Origin of the sequence: Legionella donaldsonii (genome assembly GCF_900452385.1) — a bacterium.
GTDB classification, from domain to species: Bacteria; Pseudomonadota; Gammaproteobacteria; order Legionellales; family Legionellaceae; genus Tatlockia; species Tatlockia donaldsonii.
Window position 1 is genome coordinate 1,491,595 of the sequence record NZ_UGOA01000001.1, and the last position, 17,444, is coordinate 1,509,038.

A 17,444-nucleotide genomic window follows, 5' to 3' on the forward strand; every position below is an offset into this window, starting at 1 on the left:
AAAATGATTAAGGAATCTTATTAGAGCCAACCATGCCAATCTATTATAATGATAAGCTGTTGACCAAGTTCAAGAATAAGAAAGGCGGTAAAAACCACGTTGAGGTAGACGGTTTTTATCGTGATCCGGATGGGAATGAATTTTTCATTAAAAAACCCAAAGATCGTAAAGAGTTATTTACAGAGTTATTCGCTGGCTTGTTGCTAAAAGAATTCATAAGGCGCGAATTGATTGATGAAATTTATCATGATTCGTTTATTTGTGCCGACTTTATTAAACTTGACGATGGGAGTTATGGCCTTATTCAGCCAAAAATTGTATTCAAAGAATTGTTTAAAATCATTGGTACCGGCTATCGTGATGGTTCAGATCGGGATCCTTTGTGGGAAATGTTTTGCGGGCCTCAGTATTATTTATTACTCACGCAATTAAGACAGCATTTTGGCCTGGCTGTCATTCTGATGTTTTCTTTGCTTTTAGGGGATAACAGTGTTCATAGTGGTAATGTCGTTTGTTTGGAAGTGATTGCTGCTCTCGCGATTGATTTTATACAATTTGCACGGATTGATTGGGGGGCTGCCTTTCGTTATTTTGGACACAAAAAAAATAATGAGGATCTTCTAAACCCGTTTGAATATCAGGGCTGGTTCAATCCTAAAGGCTATACAAAGGGTTATTTTTTAAATTACAAGAAAATCAAAGGGTTATTTCCAGCTATCGCCGAACAGGCAAAAAGCTTTCTGGCTCGAGTCGATGAAGCAATATTTGCCGATATGGTTGGCTGTGTATTGCAACAAATGCCTGTTGATTTGGTGGATCATGAGACTCAAACAGAGCTGACCGCGTATCTTTGTATAGAATCCTTTAATGCGGTCATTTTGGGCAAAGAAGGTAATTCTCAACAATTTTCTCGTGACTTAGCGGAAATATTACATACACGATTAACAAAAATGACAGGCTTGCGGGATTTTGCTGTTGCCTCCGCTGAATCAAGCTTGTCGCAAATTATGTTTGTGGAAAGTACACCAAAAGCAGTTGCTTTGCCGGTTAATCTGGTTACTCCTTTTGCTGAACAGATGAAAATTTGGTTTAGTATCCTTTCTGCCTCTGATGAAAAAAGTATTTTTGACTTTAATACCGTAGAGTTAGCCAAATTAGTAAGACAGTTCAATGCGTTTACTAGCCGGTTATTACGGCAAGCTGAAACATTAACCGGGGCATTATCAACTGCTCATGGAGAGGGTTCTCAGCCTGGTCATTTTCTCCGTTGTTTATTTACTATGGAAGACGATTTAACCCCTCACTTCACCTCCTACACAGAAAAGCGCAGCTCCGATATACAACCTTATTGGCAGGCTGTTGAAATGGCGTTAACGTACAGTTTTAATACGATTGTTCTCATCAAGGTACTGCAAAATACCCAAAATTCAACTGAACTCGCCAAAGCATCGGCTATTCATTTCCTTTTTGGGGCTCTAAAAGATGCTTTAGAGTCGTTTGGTATCGCGTATCAAGGTTTAGTGCAGGAGCTCCAAGAAACACTATTGTCTATGACGGGTAAACAACTTGTTAAATGTTGTTTGGAGGAAGCGGATTTTGCCAGTACAAGTTTGTTAATTGGACTTGTACTTAAAAATCAGGCGCTATGGATGCGAATGAATTTAGCGTTTGATGAAGGGGGTGAAGAGTTTGGTCAGGATAAGGCTGTGCATGAAATTGTCAGGTTGCGCCAATTCCATGAAGATTATAGGTTGCTCACGACCTTAATCAGAGAGTTAGCACTAATAACTACCTTTGATACAAAGGGGGTCGTTGTTAATAAAATCTTCTGGCTTTTCGAAAAACTGCCTGAATCGTTGCAAATAGAACTTGCTCCTACCTTAACCAAAATTCAACTGGAATTTAAAGAGTGGCAGCAACGGTACAGTGTTGATGGGAGTCTGGATGAGTTGGATGAGGAATCCAATTCATCTTCAGAAACGGGCGACACAACGCATTTAACGGTGATGATTAGTTCTGAGAGTATGGCGAATCCTGCTCCTAAACAAGCCGAGGAAACTGTCGCAAGTAAACTGCTTTTTTTCCTACCGGCTAAGATTACCAATTTTTCAAACATGGTTAATAGATCGGCGGTTAAAAAAGAAGAAGCACCGCCGCCGGTAGCCAGTTCTCATAAGGCTTAAGAATTCATGGCCAATAACGCTTTGTCAGCATCGCGATAACCTGCGGCGATTCGCTTTTGGATTGTGTTTGGAGAAAAATCAAACGGAGCACTTACAGTTTCTGGATCTACATTTTCAATATAAAGGATATTCTCAATATATTTGTAGTTTATAAGACGTTGATAACCTGGTAGTTGTTTAATAGGGCTATTAGCAGGGATGATTTTTTCAATTTCATCCATTGCTTCAATGTATTCATTGATTTTTTCAGTTAATTCTTTGTTAAACCTCACTTTATTAGAAAATTGAATTTCAAAAATTCTGTCAAAAACATCAATCATATTGTCTGGTATTTTGCCTTGGCTGGGAAAAAGATTGATGACAATAATTTGTTTTTCTACTTCCGGGTTTGGATCCAGGCAGTCCAAAACTGGGGATAACGGTGTGTTTTCAAATAAACCACCGTCCCAATAATACTTGTTTTTGATAGTTGTCATTGGAAAACCGGGAGGTAAGCTGCCGCTGGCCAACACATGTAAAGGCGTTATTTTTGTAGACCCCTTGCCTAGATTAGTGAACGTTTTTACTTTTCCTGTTGCAACATCCGTTGCAGTAAGAATTAGCCGAATAGTGCTATTATTGACCTTTTTAAAATCAATGTATTTGTTTAGTAAGTGCTGTAAAGGCTGGGTGAAATAAAAACTCGTCCACTTAGTCAGGTTCCAATAGTCAGTGCGTAGACGGAAAAAGGATTGATTACCAAACAAGGCCAGATAAGAGCTTAGTTTTTCACTGAAGGGAAAAGAAAAAACAGTGAGTTCTTCCCACATTGCTTCAAGGGTCGAAATTGGTTCCTCTCTCGCACCGACCAATGCTATGGCATTTATGGCACCAATAGAAACCCCTGAAATAATGTCTGGTGTGAATTGAGGATTCTCGTAGAGGCGTTTTAAAGCACCAAATTCATAAGCTCCTAATGCACCGCCGCCTTGCAGTACTATCCCTGTTTGTTTCATGGATATCCATTCTGTACAGCTAAATCTAATCTTTAGTATAGATTAAGTAAGGGCGCTTCGCATGAGTCATAGCGAGCCTGGCAGGGCAAGAGGTCCGTACATGGCTAGGGGAAAATAGCACCTTGATTTTTACCATGATTGGTATCCATATCATACTGGGTATCCCAGGTATTATGTTTACTGATGATCTCTTTTGCCTTCATGTTAAGCTCTGCTTTCAAAGCATTACAATTCGGCATCGCTGGCGTATTAAGCAAGGCCTGCTCAATTTCCATAGCTGCTCGTTTGCCATTATTCCCATGGCCTTCTTCATGTTTGATTAAATTGTTCAGATAAGTATTCCATTTGTTTTGTAAATAAGGGGTGCTGGTGTTTTGATTGCTCCACGCCGGAAGAATGCTTGTTACATTGACTGAGACTGTAACATTTTTCACATAACAGGGATTTTGTGAGGGATGATTATAATGCCAGTTATAATTCCAGGTAACATACCAAATGGTTTGTGCATCGTAGTGATGGCCTTTAATGACTGGGCCTAACTCACCCATTTGCTCGCGTAAGGTTTGTTCTGTGTTGCCGCTGATTTGATAGTAATTCTTTACCTCATTAATGCTATAGCTTGAAAAAGCCGCATTACTGAAAAAAAATATCAAAAAAGAGGAAAAAAAAAGGCGTTTCATGGTTAAGCTCCTGAAATATCAGGTAATCAAGCATTGACGAATATAACTACTATAACAAAGATCAATGATTGCGCGTCAAATATCCCTAGTAATTTATCAGAATGGTTGTCTTTTTTGACAATTAAGTCTAAATTAGACTAAAATATCTTTTTTGATTATTAAAATTAGTCTATGAAAAAAGCAATTAAAGCATTCTTACCCACCGCCGAAGCAATTCAACGACTCTTATATCCCTATGCGGAGGTAGTTATCCACGATATAAAAGAGAATCGAATTGTGGCAATTTATCATCCTTTTTCTAAAAGAAGAGTGGGGGATTCTTCCTTGTTAAGTGAAGAGGAAGAAATGGCAACCTTGTCAGACTGTATTGGACCTTATGAAAAAATAAATTGGGATAGACGGAAGCTTAAATCAGTAAGCAGTATTATTCGTGATGAAAAAAATCAAGCTGTTGGTATGTTATGTATTAATCTTGATATTTCCAAATTAGAAAAAATGCAGGCGGTTATGGGAGAGTTTCTTGGTTGCGAGCAATTAATACCGCAACCAATTCCTTTATTTAAAGAAGACTGGCAAGCGCGTATTAATCACTATATCCATAATTATCTGGCAGAACATCATTTAACTCTTGAAATGTTAAGACGGCAAGAAAAAAAAGAACTCATTGAGCATCTGCAGCAAGTCGGTGCTTTTACTGCCAAACATGCTGCAACCTACATCGCCCAAATTCTCCATATTTCAAGGGCTACCGTTTATAACTATTTATCTGATCACTAAGGGGTAAGGATTCGTTATGTTCGATATTAAAAATGAAGTACTACAGGCAGAAAAGAGAATACAAGCTCATGTACGTGAAACACCACTGGATTATTCTGTTGCATTGAGCAGAATAACCAATACCAATACTTACTTAAAGTGCGAAAATCTACAATACACTGGTTCTTTCAAAATACGTGGGGCATTCAATAAATTGCTTTCTTTAAAGTCATCACAACAACAGCAAGGGGTGGTTACTGCTTCGTCTGGAAATCATGGGGCTGCGGTTGCTTTTGGTCTTAAAAAACTACATCTTCCCGGTATGGTTTTTGTTCCAGAAAATATTTCTTCAACAAAGATAGAGAACATTCGTAATTATGATGCTGCCCTGGAGTTTTATGCTACTGACTGCATGCAAACAGAAATGTATGCTCGGCATTATGCCGAGCAGCATAACATGATTTATATTTCGCCCTACAATGATGCGCAAATCATCGCTGGTCAAGGGACAATTGCTGCGGAATTAGTTCGGCAATTGGATCCGATTGATGTGGTTTTGGTCCCTATTGGTGGTGGTGGGCTAATAGCTGGGATTGCAGGTTATCTGAAAGCTGTTTCTGCAAAAACAAAAATTTATGGTTGTTTACCAAAAAACTCCCCTGTTATGGCTGAATCCATAAAGGCAGGACAAATTATAGATCTGGAAACAAGGGCAACCCTTTCTGATGCAACATCGGGTGGGATTGAACCAGATGCCATCACCTTTGAGCTTTGTGAACAATGGGTTGATGATTACATTCTGGTATCTGAAGAAGAAATTAAAGACGCAATTCGTACTCTCATCAAAACACAGCATCTTTTAATTGAGGGCGCAGCAGCTGTTGCACTGGCCGCCCTTATAAAAAGCGCTGAACAATTTCATGCTAAAAATGTAGTGGTTATTCTTAGTGGTGGAAATATCAGCCTAGAGACCTTAAAGAAATTACTTGATTAATACCAATGAAAATTATTGCTTTGGCGGAGATAAAAGAATTACTTCATGCAGTAAACCTGATTCCCAAACTGGAGGAAGGTTTTGTTGCTTATTCAATGGGAAACACTGTAATGCCGCCTGTCGGGGAGTTATGTTTTACTAATCCTCCTGGCGATGTACATATTAAATACGGCTATATCAAGGGTGATGAATTTTATGTAGTAAAAATAGCGTCAGGATTTTATGAAAATCCTGAATTAAACCTTCCCTCCAGCCATGGCCTCATGTTGCTTTTTAGCCAAAAAACGGGGGTTTTGCAGGCTATTCTCCTTGATGAAGGGTATTTGACGGATGTGCGAACAGCAGTGGCAGGTGCAATTGCAGCCAAATACCTTGCCCCACGTATTGTTGATAGAGTCGGAATCGTTGGTACAGGGACACAAGCCAGGTTGCAGCTTTATTTTTTGCAACAAATTGTCTCCTGTAAAGATATCCTTGTATGGGGAAGAGATCAGACTAAGTTATTAGCTTTCCAAAATCAGATGCAAAATGAAACTTGTCGAATCAAGATCACCCAATCGATGGACGTATTAACCGATAGTTGTAATCTCATTGTTACAACAACACCGTCTTCTGTGCCAATCCTTTTTGCAAATCAAATTAGAAAAGGTACTCATATTACAGCGGTGGGTGCTGATACGCCGTTAAAACAAGAATTGGATGAAAACATCTTTGCTGAAGCAGAACTAATTATTACTGACAGCATTTCGCAGAGTATTGAGCGCGGTGATGTAGCGCATGCATTACGTAAAAAAATTATTGCTAAAACCCAATTAATTGAGTTAGGAGCAATAATTGCTGGCCTGGAAAGAGGGCGTAGTAATGATAAGCAAATTACTATTGCTGATTTAACCGGCCTGGCAGTTCAAGATCTACAGATTGCCAAAGCTGTTTACGAAAGAGTCAGTTAAAAATTCAGGGTTTTGATAAATTATTCCCTGATTTTGTCGGAAGTATATACAGTGCTAAATAAGTTAATAATTGAAACCCGCCTTGTACCATGTGATTTTCTTCCAAATCGAATTTCATAACCAGCTGATCAGCAAGAAAAAAAGCCAGCCAATAGCTCAGTGAGATAATGAAGGCTATATCAGCTCGTTGTCTCCAACATGGAGTAGGCTGGTTTAGGCTGGCGCATGCCCAGCCGAAGGCTAAGGTAGAGAGTAGCGACCAGAATAGAATTCCCGCAAAGCAAAGTGGAGGGATCCAAAAAGGGGGATTGTACATCTTTAATGATTCGACGAGAAAAAGATAGTTGGTATCTGGTGCCCAGCTTTTTTGTAATAAGCCAACGTGCGCCAGCAAGCCCACGCTATCGGTCCAGAGCGCTATTAGCCACCAAATAGCCCAAAAAATAATGATTGTTTTTTTAAAAAATTCTGTGTTGAGATTTTGTAAAAACATAATAAACAAACCAACTATTTTCATGCTAACAATTTTATCTTGATTTGATTTAACTGTCTTCTTGTAAAAAAAAGGATTGTATTTATGGCATAAAAAATTGCGTCCTTTTTAAAAATAAGTATCATTAACTGTGATCACAGGAGGGAGTGATAGATTGAAAGGATTTCTAAATAATACAAAGCAATTCAGCAAGATAAGTTTTTTTACTGGTCTTTTAAGTTTCTCTTTTTCAGTGAGTGCCGCTTTTCCCATTTTTTCCCAACAAGGCCAGTTTGAGTGGTCAGCTAATGCAGGCTTATCCTGGTTACAGACTGGTAACTCCACTGTGGTGATCAGTGAGTTTGAGACTGACCGTTTGCGTCAGACCCGTACCCCGCTTGCTGGAGAGCTGGGTTTAGGAATTGCTTACCTTTTTCCTTTGAATACGTCTGCCAGGGGAAATTTAATCTGGTTTCCTGAGTTAAGAACAGCTTTGAATATCCGTTATATGGATCAAGCAATTATCGGTCAGGATGTTTATGGGGAAGTTGATCTATTCCAGGATTCCAGCATGAACAATTATACCTATGATTTGTCACTTGCAAGCACGCGGGTGATGATTGATCTGGCTCTGACAGTCGCTTCACTGGAACAATTTTCTGTGTTTTTATTGGGTGGGGTAGGGGCGGGTTGGACACAGGTAGACTACCAGGATCGGCCGAGCCCTGGTTCTCTATCTTTAAATAGCAGAACGAAACATGGGGCTGTTGGCGAAGCTGGGGCTGGTTTAGCTTATGACTGCAACAAACAATTTAGATTTTCTTTGGCCTACCTCTATACCGATTACGGTACTATCAAGACAGGTAGTCAGGGGATTATTGATTTTAATACCCCTATAGCAATTAACCCCATGCAATTTTCTTTTCACACACAAGCCATTTTATTTGGCGTGCATGTAAAAGTGTAATTTCATTTGATGAAGGTTGATAGAATGCACAAATACTTTCGCCGTTGTTTTTATTTATTCGCTTTCTTGTCTTTGGGGTTATCTGCCAGTTGGGCAGGCATTCTCCCTCTTTCTTTTACAGTTCAGCCTGTAGCCAATCAAATGGCGGTTGGCCAAACACAGATATTGACTTATACGATTCGTAATAATGTAAAAACACAGCGCTTACCGCTCAGAAGAATCGCAATTGTTAACAATGGTGCTGACGTACAGGCTCCTGCAGCGACTACTTTGAGTACTACTTGCGGTTCTTCTCTTGCCCCAAATCAATCCTGTTCAATTACTGTAGTGGTTTCTAATCTTCATCAGGGGGCTCTGGCACGGTTTTTAAGCATTGACTACGGTGGTAGGGCTCCTTTGCTCAGCAGTATCATGATGAATGTAGAACAGGCTAAATATACCATTCTGGTATACATAGTAGGTTCGGATTTAGAGTCAAAAAGTGGTGCTGCAACAGATAATATCAACCAAATGATGCAAGTTGGCTCTACTAAAAATATGAATGTTGTGATAGAAACCGGCGGGGCACAAAAAGCAGGTTGGCTTACGGTGCAGCGGAAACTGGTATTACCCGGCAGTTTGCTTTTACTTCAGGATTTAGGTTCTATTAGCATGGGTGCTACCAGTACTGTGCAGGATTTTCTTGAATGGGGTGTGACCAACTATCCTGCGGATAAATACATTATCGTCTATTGGGATCATGGTGGGGGACCCAATGGTGGTTTCGGTTTTGATGAAGTGAATCCTCCTGCCATAACACCTATGAATCAAATCGTGGCCGCCACGATGGCCGCTTCCAATAATACCGGAAAACGTTTTGAGATTATTGGTTTTGATGCCTGTCTTTTTGGCAGTGCTGAAACAATTGCCGGTTTGTATCCTTATACAAACTATTACGTGGGGTCGGAAGATTTAGAGCCTGGCGAGGGGTGGCAATACAATACTTTTCTGAGTTATGTGAACACACATCCTACAGCGGATGGTTTGGCCGTGGGCACTGAGATTGTTAATGGTTATACCAATCAAAATAAAAATGATTCGACTACTTTATCAGTGGTCGACTCGGCTGCTATACCTGATTTACTATCTGCAGTAGATCATTTTGCAGTTGCTTTACAACCTTATACCAATAGTATCGCCAATTGGAAAAATATTGCACGGAGCAGGTTCAAAGCACCAGATTATTCTACTTCAGTATGGGACAATGAGAGCTATGATCTGGTCGATTTGGTGGAGTTTGCCAGTCGGGTATTTGACCAGTTTCCTGTTGATTTAGATTTGCGTGCAGCATCAACAGCCCTGGCTGACGCCACACAAAACGCAGTGAAATATTTTAAAAACAGTCCTAATAGGGAAGCTTCTTTTGGTTTGACGGTCTATTTCCCTTCCATTTTAGCCTCTTATAAAACAGACTATCCTAACAATACATCACTGAATGGAAATCAGTTTTTTTCAAGTAATTACATCAATTTAGTGACTGCCTACAATAATTTTTATACAGCGAATACTGCCGGTTTAGTGGCCAATATAATTAATTTAAATTTCGATGGTACTAATTATACAGCAACAGTGACCAATGATTTTGATGAGTTATTTGCTGCAGTGGGGAATGATAGCTGTAACAATGTGTTTGACAATAACAACAACAATATTGGTGCGGTTCCCTGTTATACCTCCATACAGTATTCAAATATTAATAGCACTCCCAGTGTAGGTACCACGTTTGATGTTAGCTTTAATAAAGCACAAAATCTTGCTAGTTGGCCTTCCTTAAATACGGAGCCGGTTCTTTTTATTCCTAATGATACCAATCCAAGCGTTGCTGGGGAGGATACTTTTTTAATTCCAGTTAAAGAGGTTAGCCCCACAGGCTCTAATGGTTATTTAAATGTTATATTAAACAGCTCCAACGAATATGAGGTTGTTGGATTTCAAAAATCCACGGGTAGTGCTAATTCGGCAGGTAAAATAGGGGAAATTGCGGATGGAACACAGTTCTATGTGCGAACTTATGCTTTAAATGGAACATGGATGTTGTTGCGTACTGATAGAATAGTTACAGCACCTTTTTCTGTGACCTTTGGTACTGTACCCAATACCTTTGATGCTTTTCGCTTCCTTGTTGGTGATATAACGGGGGCTTTAACAATTACTGTAAACTCAGTGGCTTATTAAACAATGAAACCAATACGAGTTTTTTTTGCACTTGCCATGCCCCAATCGACACAGCGATTATTGGCAGAAATCCTGGCTTCAGCACAGAGATACATTCCTGCTGCTGAAGTACATTGGGTGCCTAAGGAAAATTTACATATCACCCTGCAATTTATGCCAGAGGTTCATATTAATGATCTGCCACAACTTATTGAAAATGTTCGCAGTAGTTTAACGAATCTGTCTTCGTTTTATTTGGAATTGAAGGGCATGGAATTTTTTCCGACACCAACGCATCCACGAATTATTTCTTTGGCTGTAGGTCCAAGTGATTGTTTAACTCAATTGTCCACCGTGATTGGCCAAGGAATTAAAGCAAGTAATTATCCTGTTGAAACCCGTGCTTTCCGGGGGCATCTAACACTGGGGCGTTTACGTCGTGTTCATCAGTCTTTTTCCCTGGAAAAAATTAAAATGCCACTTATTCCCAGGATTTGGATTGATGAGATTCATTTATTTGAAAGCAGGCCTGGTAAGGAACACTCTAATTATATCCCTTTGGCTCACCTTGAATTGAATAAGAACTGAGTGATAAAGGAATTGTTCAACTTTTTGGAGGTGTTACTTTTACTTTGCAGATTAAAAATAAATAAATAATAACCCAATAAATAAAAAGTGGTTTGATAAGAAAATTGAAAATTAGAATTAGCCGTAAAAAAAGATCATTTGAATGCCAGAGAATATGGCAGAGGGTAAGGAGATCGAGGTCCTGGTAGGGTTTAATATATAAAAACAGTGTAATTTGTTTAATGATGAAAATAGCTATTAAACTGCAAAAAATTGCAATGAGATGCTTTAGTGGGAACACCCGATCAAAAATTTTTTTTTTGTCCATAGCGTCTAGTTAGAGATTCAGCCTATTTCTTTACGACTAATTCAGATAGTAAGGTCTTGTCAAAACCCTGCAGGGGTTTGCCACTAATAGTTAGGTACAGTGCACAATTAAAAATAGTATTAAACGCTTTACTAATAATAACCCCTAAAACAAGAAAACCCAGAATGATTGGTATATTGACTGGTAATGATTGATTCGTTTCGTTAAAAAGATAGGCAACCAAGTAGAAAACGCCAATCATTACTGCAACAAACAAAAACAAGATGAAATTTGCAGAGAGCAATTTTCGCCAGCCTTTACCAATGAGTGTAATTGAATGTTTGAATGCTGTAATTGGCCCTATGTCTTCTACTATCATAATCGGCAAAACGAAATAAGTGGTAATCGCCCAGGAAAAGCCAAAAATAGCTGAAAGAATCTCCCCAACAATGTCATGTGTTCGTTCCAGTGCATTAATGAGAATACATACGGTGGCGCTAATGAAGGTCCATTGCAAGAGAGGGCCTGTTCTTTTTAAAGTACTAAATAGAGCCTGGAAAACAGTTATTTTATTTCCTTGCATGCGTTCGATGACACAAGTAATAAGTGAGGCGTTAAAGTAAAGAATCACAAAGGACAATAAAAAATAAAAAAGCAATAAACCAATAATCAGAATGGCTATATTGGTTTGGTAATATTGGAGTAGTACATCTATCTCTAAAAATGAGGCTCCCGCGAGCGAAGCAACAACCACTAATATTGCAACTAAGCTAAGTACGGGTAAGACAATCAAATCCGGATTTTTTTTCAAAAACTGAATACAGCAGATTAAGAAATCCCAAGAGTTTTTAAGACGTTGTACCAGGCTCATGTTACACTCTTGTCAATTAGATTTCTTGTAGTATAGCTTATTTGCATCGCGTAAAAAGGACATTAGGAAGACTCCGTGCCAAGAACAAACGTTTACGACTGTTTAAAAACGGCTAATGCCAGATAATTATTGTTAATAAAGGGATTTAATTATGCAATCTGCAATTACAGCAATAGGAACTGCCAATCCACCTTATAAGCGCAGCCAGAAAGAAATTGCTGAAATCATTGGTATTAGCCTAAAACTTAATCCCGTTAAAAGAAGACTATTAAAGGCTATTTACAAATCATCCGGAATCGACGAACGTTATAGTGTATTGAGTGATTATTGTAAGATGCCGGGTGAGTTTGTTTTTTTTCCAAATGAGCCTACAGCAGCATTTCCTACGACTGCACAACGGATGGCTATCTACAAACACCATGCTTTGACGCTTGCACTGCATGCGATTCAAAATTGTTTAGGTAGGGCAACCAATTGCGTTAAAAAGGAAATTACTCATTTAATTACTGTGAGCTGTACTGGTATGTATGCGCCGGGCATTGATATCGAAATTGTACAACAGTTGGGGTTAAATTCGTCTACTAACCGTATGGCCATTAATTTTATGGGATGCTATGGTGCTTTTAATGGAATGAAGGCAGCGGATGCAATTTGTCGTGCGCAACCCGATGCAAAGGTATTAGTGGTTTGTATTGAGTTGTGTTCAATTCATTTTCAAAAAGATCTTGCTACGAAAAATATCATTTCAAATGCTATTTTTGCCGATGGTGCTGCCGCAATCTTAGTTGAAACCAAACCACAAAATCAGAACTGCCTGAGCCTGGAATCTTTTTATTGTGATTTAATTCCACAGACTGAGCAGGAAATGGCATGGCATATTGCTGATCATGGTTTTGATATCATTCTCAGCGCCTACGTACCAGAGGTTATAAAATCTGGAATTGCCAGTTTTATGGAGAAATTACTCAGCCATTCGAGTTGGTCTGCTAAGGAGATTGACTATTATGCTATTCATCCTGGTGGCCTTAAAATTCTGCAAGCCTGTGAATCTGCTTTAACGATTAGCGCAGATGACAACCGCTATTCTTATGAGGTCTTACGGAAATATGGCAACATGTCTTCTGCTACCGTTTTATTTGTTTTAAAAAGCATATGGGATAGCTTAGGGGGGAAGGATAACAATAAGTCGATCTTTAGTTGTGCTTTTGGGCCGGGATTGACTTTGGAGTCAGTACTTTTAAAGATACACTATGTCTAGAGACCTGTAACAGGTCTCCTATCTTGTGTTTGCGCTTCGCACACACATAGGCCGCGCGATTCGAATAAGCCCTAACCATTAAACTAGCGACCGTGAACAGTTCTTATTATGGCTATGGAGTTTTTAACTTAGTCCCGGTATATCAGCAGGGAAAAATTCAGTTTCATCGCTATCTTGCGGGATATTAATCTGGCTTAACAGGTCAGGAGTAATTTCAACAATTGCTTTATTCGTACAGGCAAAATAAGTTAAAAATTTAGAATTTTTCAATAGAACCAGGCCGCTGACAGTCCAGCCTTTACCGATACCTTCATAGATTAGATAATCATAAGCCTTGTTTTTGAAGCGTAAATAGATTCCCCCGCCACCGCTAAACATTTGGGAACGACCCTGAAAAGCTTTGCTAGCGGGGACAGTCTGATTCGCCGGATAAGTCAATTCAACTGCTTTTTTATTCCCGAATCGATATTGAATATAACCATTTGTAGCAGATAATTCCTTAGAAGCACACAAAGAAATTATTTTGTTTTGTTTTGTCATACAGGAAAATAAAATCGTTTCCTCTGCCTGGCAAAGGCTGCTATTGCTTGCCACAGCGTTCATCATAAAACAGCTGAGGAGGAGGAGGGATAAGCAGGTTTTATTATTTTTCATATTCATTCATTTGACAGTTTTTTTAAACTATAACCCTTTAGTGTAAGATTTGCAGCAGATGAATAGGTCTGATGAAAAATCTTAAAAAATGATATTCTTTGCGCAACAGCGAGATGAAATCAAAGAGTGTTTAATAATGGTGTATTTTCATGAGATCGATGTAAACAAATTTCTAACTGAATATTGGCAAAAAAAACCATTGCTAATTCGCCAGGCATTACCTGATTTTGTTAATGCACTTACAGCTGATGAGTTAGCTGGTTTATCAATGGAAGAAGAGATAGAAAGCCGCCTTGTTTTTGAAACACCAGAAAAAGCGCCTCATTGGCATTTAAAACGCGGGCCCTTCGTTGCGAAAGATTTTAAAACGTTACCTGAAACGCATTGGACCTTACTCGTCCAGGGTGTAGACCGCTTCATTCCAGAGGTAACACAAATGCTTGATTATTTTAATTTCATTCCTCAGTGGCGGGTGGATGATGTCATGATTAGTTATGCCGTTGAGCATGGCAGTGTGGGACCTCATTACGACAACTATGATGTTTTTTTGTATCAGGCACAAGGAAAGCGGAAATGGTCGTTAACGACCAAACATTGTCGGACAGATAATTATTTACCCGGCGTCGAATTACGTATTATGCAACAGTTTCTAACGGAGGAGGAATATATTCTTGAAGAAGGGGATATGCTCTATCTTCCTCCCCATGTTGGACATTATGGCATAGCTATTGGCAATGATTGCATGACTTATTCTTTTGGATACCGTAGTTATCAGGGGCAAGAGTTGTTAGATAGTTTTGCAGACTATTTAGCAGAAAAAAAACCGACTGGTCTTTTATATCAAGATCCTGATTGGACTGTTAATCAAGGTTCAGCGGAAATACCAAAGCAAGCCTGGTTAAATGCAAAAAAATTATTGCAAACAGTTATCGACGATGAAAGCCATTTGCAACATTGGTTTGGCAGCTTTGTGACCCAATTGGATCAACAGGCCGAAACTTTATTACCGATCCCTTTGGCGGATGAGGAAATGATTGATATCGGTCTTTTTACCCGGCAGCTTACTAAAAGCGAGGGGATGATTCGTAATGCATCTTGCCGCTTTGCTTACCAGGTAAACTCTCAAGAAGAGTCCCGCCTTAATTTATTTATTAATGGAGATGAATGGCCTGACAATGATGTTTCGCCTGCTTTAATCAAATTGGTTTGTAACCATCGTTTATTAACTAATACTGCGCTCTTGCCTTTCCGCAATCGGGAACAGGATCTGGCCTTTTTATTTAAATTATGCCAATTGCAGTGGCTAGAACTGATTGACTAGCTACAGTCATCAAGCGATTTTTAGTGATTTCATACGGTTAATAGCGGGTAAATTGTGGTATAGACTTTGCAGGTTAGGAGTATCCATAAACAAGGGTTGAGGGATTGGCAATGTGGAAAAAATACCGGAGCGTGTTTCGCAAGAGATCTCTTTTGTGTTTTGCCATACTGGGGGGGATGCTTAGTAATCCAAGTTTTTCTGAAGTCCGAGAAATAGCCATCACCATTGATGATTTACCTTTTGTCGGTTCAGCAAATGGTAAGGCTTCCAATTTACAGCGAGAACATGATCGCTTTATGAAAATCCTGCAAACATTGCGTGATAAGAATGTTCCAGCTACTGGCTTTGTGATTGCTGGTTCAATTGAAAAGGGGCAATGGGAACTTTTAGAGCAATTCCAGCAAGCCGGTTTTATTTTAGGGAATCATACTTATTCTCATCGAAGTTTAAATAGCGTCAGTGCTGAAAAATACATCGAGGATGTCGATAAGGCAGATAAAATTTTAACGCCTTTAATGACAACACAGAAATATTTCCGTTATCCCTACCTGGCCGAAAGCAAAGGGGATAAAAAACAGAAGGTCTATGATTACCTTACTGAACATCAATATATTATTGCGCCTGTAACAATTGATAGTAAGGATTTTCTATTTAATAGTCAGTTATTTGCTATTCCCTATCGTTTACGGGAACAAAATTTAAACCGCCTTAAACAAAGGTATCTTGCCTATATTTGGAGTCAAACAGTCAGAGCAGAAAATAAAGCAAAAAAATTTAATGGAGATAAGCCAGTTAAGCAAATATTGTTAATTCACGCCAATTTGATTAACAGCTATTGTTTAGGAGATATCATTGATTTATATCAGCAACATGGGTATCGCTTTATAAGTTTAGCTGACGCATTGGAGGGTACTGCCCCTACGCTTATCACCCCAGCAGAAGCACGAAATGAGGAGGCTTTTGAAATGATTTTTCAAGACAGTGTTCTTAATAGCCTATTTCAGAACTATAAATCTTGATTGCTTGTTGAGAAAAGGAATTGTCTTTATTAGGACAATTCCTTTTTCTCGAGTTGAGTAATGGTATGGCGTGGTAAAAGCAACCAGTAATGGCCAGCATTCTTCATATGGCCCGCAATGAAAGTCGCTTGTTTACCTGCTCCCCAATAAACGTCACCACGCACCATTCCGCGAATTGCACCACCAGTATCCTGGGCGATCATTAGGCGTTGAAATATTTTTTTATCGTCATGATGCTTATCGGGTCTGGTGGTATTTAGCCAGATCGGGGCACCTAACGGGATATATTTGCGATCAATGGCTAGAGAGTAACCGGCAGTCAAGGCAACACCTTGCGCACCATAAGCAGCATTTTGTTTTAAGTCCTGGAAGAAAACAAAGGATTTATTTTGATTTAAAACAGCGTCAATCTCTTCAGGATGTGCTTTAAGATAGCGCTTGATTCTTTGCATCGAAGCATTATCTTTCGTCATAACTCCCTTATCAATTAATACCCGTGCTATCGACGTATAGGGGGCGCCATTCTGGCCTGCGTAACCAACGTACATGCGTTTTCCGTCAGGCAGCTGGACAATGCCCGAACCTTGAATTTCTAAAAAAACTCTGTCAATGGGATTATCAATCCAAACTAAAACTTCCGCTTTATTAGCGATGGCGCCTTTATTGATTTCTTTACGTGTGTAGTAAGGTACTACGGTATTTTTTTCTAAACGCCCAATAACCCGGCGATTTTTTAAGCTTGGATCAAAAGGAGCTAAGTTAATTGTAATTAGATCGGAAGGTAAACTATAAATAGGGACATTGTATTTCTTGGTTTTAGTTAAACTTCCATGGAGTAAGGGCATATAGTAGCCGGTAAATAAACCTCTTACTGGCTCGTTATTGGAAAATTCAACGACTTTAAACCATTTTTGGAAAAATTTTTGTGCTCTTGTCTTTGAGGTAGAGGTAATCGACAATGCTTCTTGACAAGCGGGGTGCCAATCTCCTGCTTTTAGCTCGATCTGTTGACTACCAACTGATTGCTCAGGATCTTGCTTTAAAAAGGTGCGGCAGGAAACCTGAAAGGTTAGCAGTGACTTCCTGACATTCGTTGTTTCCCAACCGGGTAATTGGGTAAAAGGAATTTGTTTTAAAACAACGGCTGGTTGTTCTTGCTGAGGCCAAAACCACCATCCGGCAAAAAGGCGCAGTGCAAGTAAGCTAACAAAAAGTGTTGTGTATAAGAATTTTTGTTTCATAACTGGATAAATTTTA

The 17,444-nt window shown here is 39.2% G+C and carries 16 protein-coding genes; 10 read left to right on the forward strand and 6 right to left on the reverse strand.

What is annotated here, in order from left to right; translation table 11 throughout:
• Positions 1-32 precede the first annotated feature (32 nt).
• Positions 33-2,183, forward strand: coding sequence for a LepB GTPase-activating domain-containing protein (locus DYC89_RS06895; protein ID WP_115221116.1), 2,151 nt, complete (start codon positions 33-35; stop codon positions 2,181-2,183).
• Here DYC89_RS06895 and DYC89_RS06900 read toward each other — a convergent pair.
• Positions 2,180-3,178: a patatin-like phospholipase family protein gene (locus tag DYC89_RS06900; RefSeq protein ID WP_115221117.1), complete on the reverse strand. Its 999-nt coding sequence runs from the start codon at positions 3,176-3,178 to the stop codon at positions 2,180-2,182. The genes DYC89_RS06895 and DYC89_RS06900 overlap by 4 nt on opposite strands.
• Positions 3,179-3,282: 104 nt before the next feature.
• A complete protein-coding gene (locus DYC89_RS06905; protein ID WP_245953961.1) occupies positions 3,283-3,858 on the reverse strand; it encodes a DUF922 domain-containing Zn-dependent protease in 576 nt (191 codons plus the stop codon).
• Positions 3,859-4,029: 171 nt separating this feature from the next.
• Between DYC89_RS06905 and DYC89_RS06910 the strand changes: the two genes are divergently transcribed.
• Genes DYC89_RS06910 through DYC89_RS06920 form a run of 3 tightly spaced genes read left to right on the forward strand, consistent with a single transcriptional unit; the run spans position 4,030 to position 6,558 of the window.
• Complete coding sequence (locus tag DYC89_RS06910) at positions 4,030-4,635, forward strand: helix-turn-helix transcriptional regulator (protein ID WP_115221118.1); 606 nt, start codon at positions 4,030-4,032, stop codon at positions 4,633-4,635.
• Positions 4,636-4,651: 16 nt separating this feature from the next.
• A complete protein-coding gene (locus DYC89_RS06915; RefSeq protein ID WP_115221119.1) occupies positions 4,652-5,608 on the forward strand; it encodes a threonine/serine dehydratase in 957 nt (318 codons plus the stop codon).
• Between the two features lie 5 nt (positions 5,609-5,613).
• Entirely contained in the window at positions 5,614-6,558 is a 945-nt protein-coding gene (locus DYC89_RS06920) for an ornithine cyclodeaminase family protein (RefSeq protein ID WP_115221120.1), read from the forward strand.
• A gap of 4 nt (positions 6,559-6,562) precedes the next feature.
• On the opposite strand, the gene DYC89_RS06925 is transcribed toward DYC89_RS06920, so the two are convergent.
• The gene (locus DYC89_RS06925; RefSeq protein WP_147285487.1) at positions 6,563-7,051 is read right to left on the reverse strand and encodes a hypothetical protein; all 489 of its coding nucleotides are present in this window, start codon (positions 7,049-7,051) and stop codon (positions 6,563-6,565) included.
• 154 nt (positions 7,052-7,205) lie between these two features.
• Here DYC89_RS06925 and DYC89_RS06930 point away from each other — a divergent pair, with 154 nt between their 5' ends.
• From DYC89_RS06930 to thpR, 3 genes are read left to right on the forward strand one after another with little or no spacing between them, the layout of a single operon-like run.
• Complete coding sequence (locus DYC89_RS06930) at positions 7,206-7,997, forward strand: outer membrane protein (protein ID WP_181879341.1); 792 nt, start codon at positions 7,206-7,208, stop codon at positions 7,995-7,997.
• Positions 7,998-8,021: 24 nt separating this feature from the next.
• Positions 8,022-10,211, forward strand: coding sequence for a clostripain-related cysteine peptidase (locus DYC89_RS06935; RefSeq protein ID WP_181879342.1), 2,190 nt, complete (start codon positions 8,022-8,024; stop codon positions 10,209-10,211).
• A 3-nt stretch (positions 10,212-10,214) separates the two neighbouring features.
• A complete protein-coding gene (thpR, locus tag DYC89_RS06940) occupies positions 10,215-10,778 on the forward strand; it encodes an RNA 2',3'-cyclic phosphodiesterase (protein ID WP_115221124.1) in 564 nt (187 codons plus the stop codon).
• A 329-nt stretch (positions 10,779-11,107) separates the two neighbouring features.
• Here the strand turns inward: thpR and DYC89_RS06950 are convergent, their stop codons facing one another.
• Positions 11,108-11,935 (reverse strand): DUF6159 family protein, encoded by an 828-nt coding sequence (locus DYC89_RS06950; protein ID WP_115221126.1) that lies wholly within the window; start codon positions 11,933-11,935, stop codon positions 11,108-11,110.
• A 151-nt stretch (positions 11,936-12,086) separates the two neighbouring features.
• Between DYC89_RS06950 and DYC89_RS06955 the strand changes: the two genes are divergently transcribed.
• Positions 12,087-13,193: a type III polyketide synthase gene (locus DYC89_RS06955; protein ID WP_115221127.1), complete on the forward strand. Its 1,107-nt coding sequence runs from the start codon at positions 12,087-12,089 to the stop codon at positions 13,191-13,193.
• A gap of 123 nt (positions 13,194-13,316) precedes the next feature.
• On the opposite strand, the gene DYC89_RS06960 is transcribed toward DYC89_RS06955, so the two are convergent.
• Entirely contained in the window at positions 13,317-13,847 is a 531-nt protein-coding gene (locus DYC89_RS06960; protein ID WP_115221128.1) for a hypothetical protein, read from the reverse strand.
• Positions 13,848-13,983: 136 nt separating this feature from the next.
• Here DYC89_RS06960 and DYC89_RS06965 point away from each other — a divergent pair, with 136 nt between their 5' ends.
• Both DYC89_RS06965 and DYC89_RS06970 read left to right on the forward strand, forming a co-directional pair.
• The gene (locus tag DYC89_RS06965; RefSeq protein ID WP_115221129.1) at positions 13,984-15,168 is read left to right on the forward strand and encodes a cupin domain-containing protein; all 1,185 of its coding nucleotides are present in this window, start codon (positions 13,984-13,986) and stop codon (positions 15,166-15,168) included.
• Positions 15,169-15,278: 110 nt separating this feature from the next.
• Positions 15,279-16,187 carry a polysaccharide deacetylase family protein gene (locus tag DYC89_RS06970; RefSeq protein WP_370634590.1) on the forward strand — a complete coding sequence of 303 codons (909 nt, stop codon included), beginning with the start codon at positions 15,279-15,281 and terminating at the stop codon, positions 16,185-16,187.
• 29 nt (positions 16,188-16,216) lie between these two features.
• On the opposite strand, the gene mltA is transcribed toward DYC89_RS06970, so the two are convergent.
• Entirely contained in the window at positions 16,217-17,428 is a 1,212-nt protein-coding gene (gene mltA / locus DYC89_RS06975) for a murein transglycosylase A (RefSeq protein ID WP_115221131.1), read from the reverse strand.
• Between the last annotated feature and the right edge of the window lie 16 nt (positions 17,429-17,444).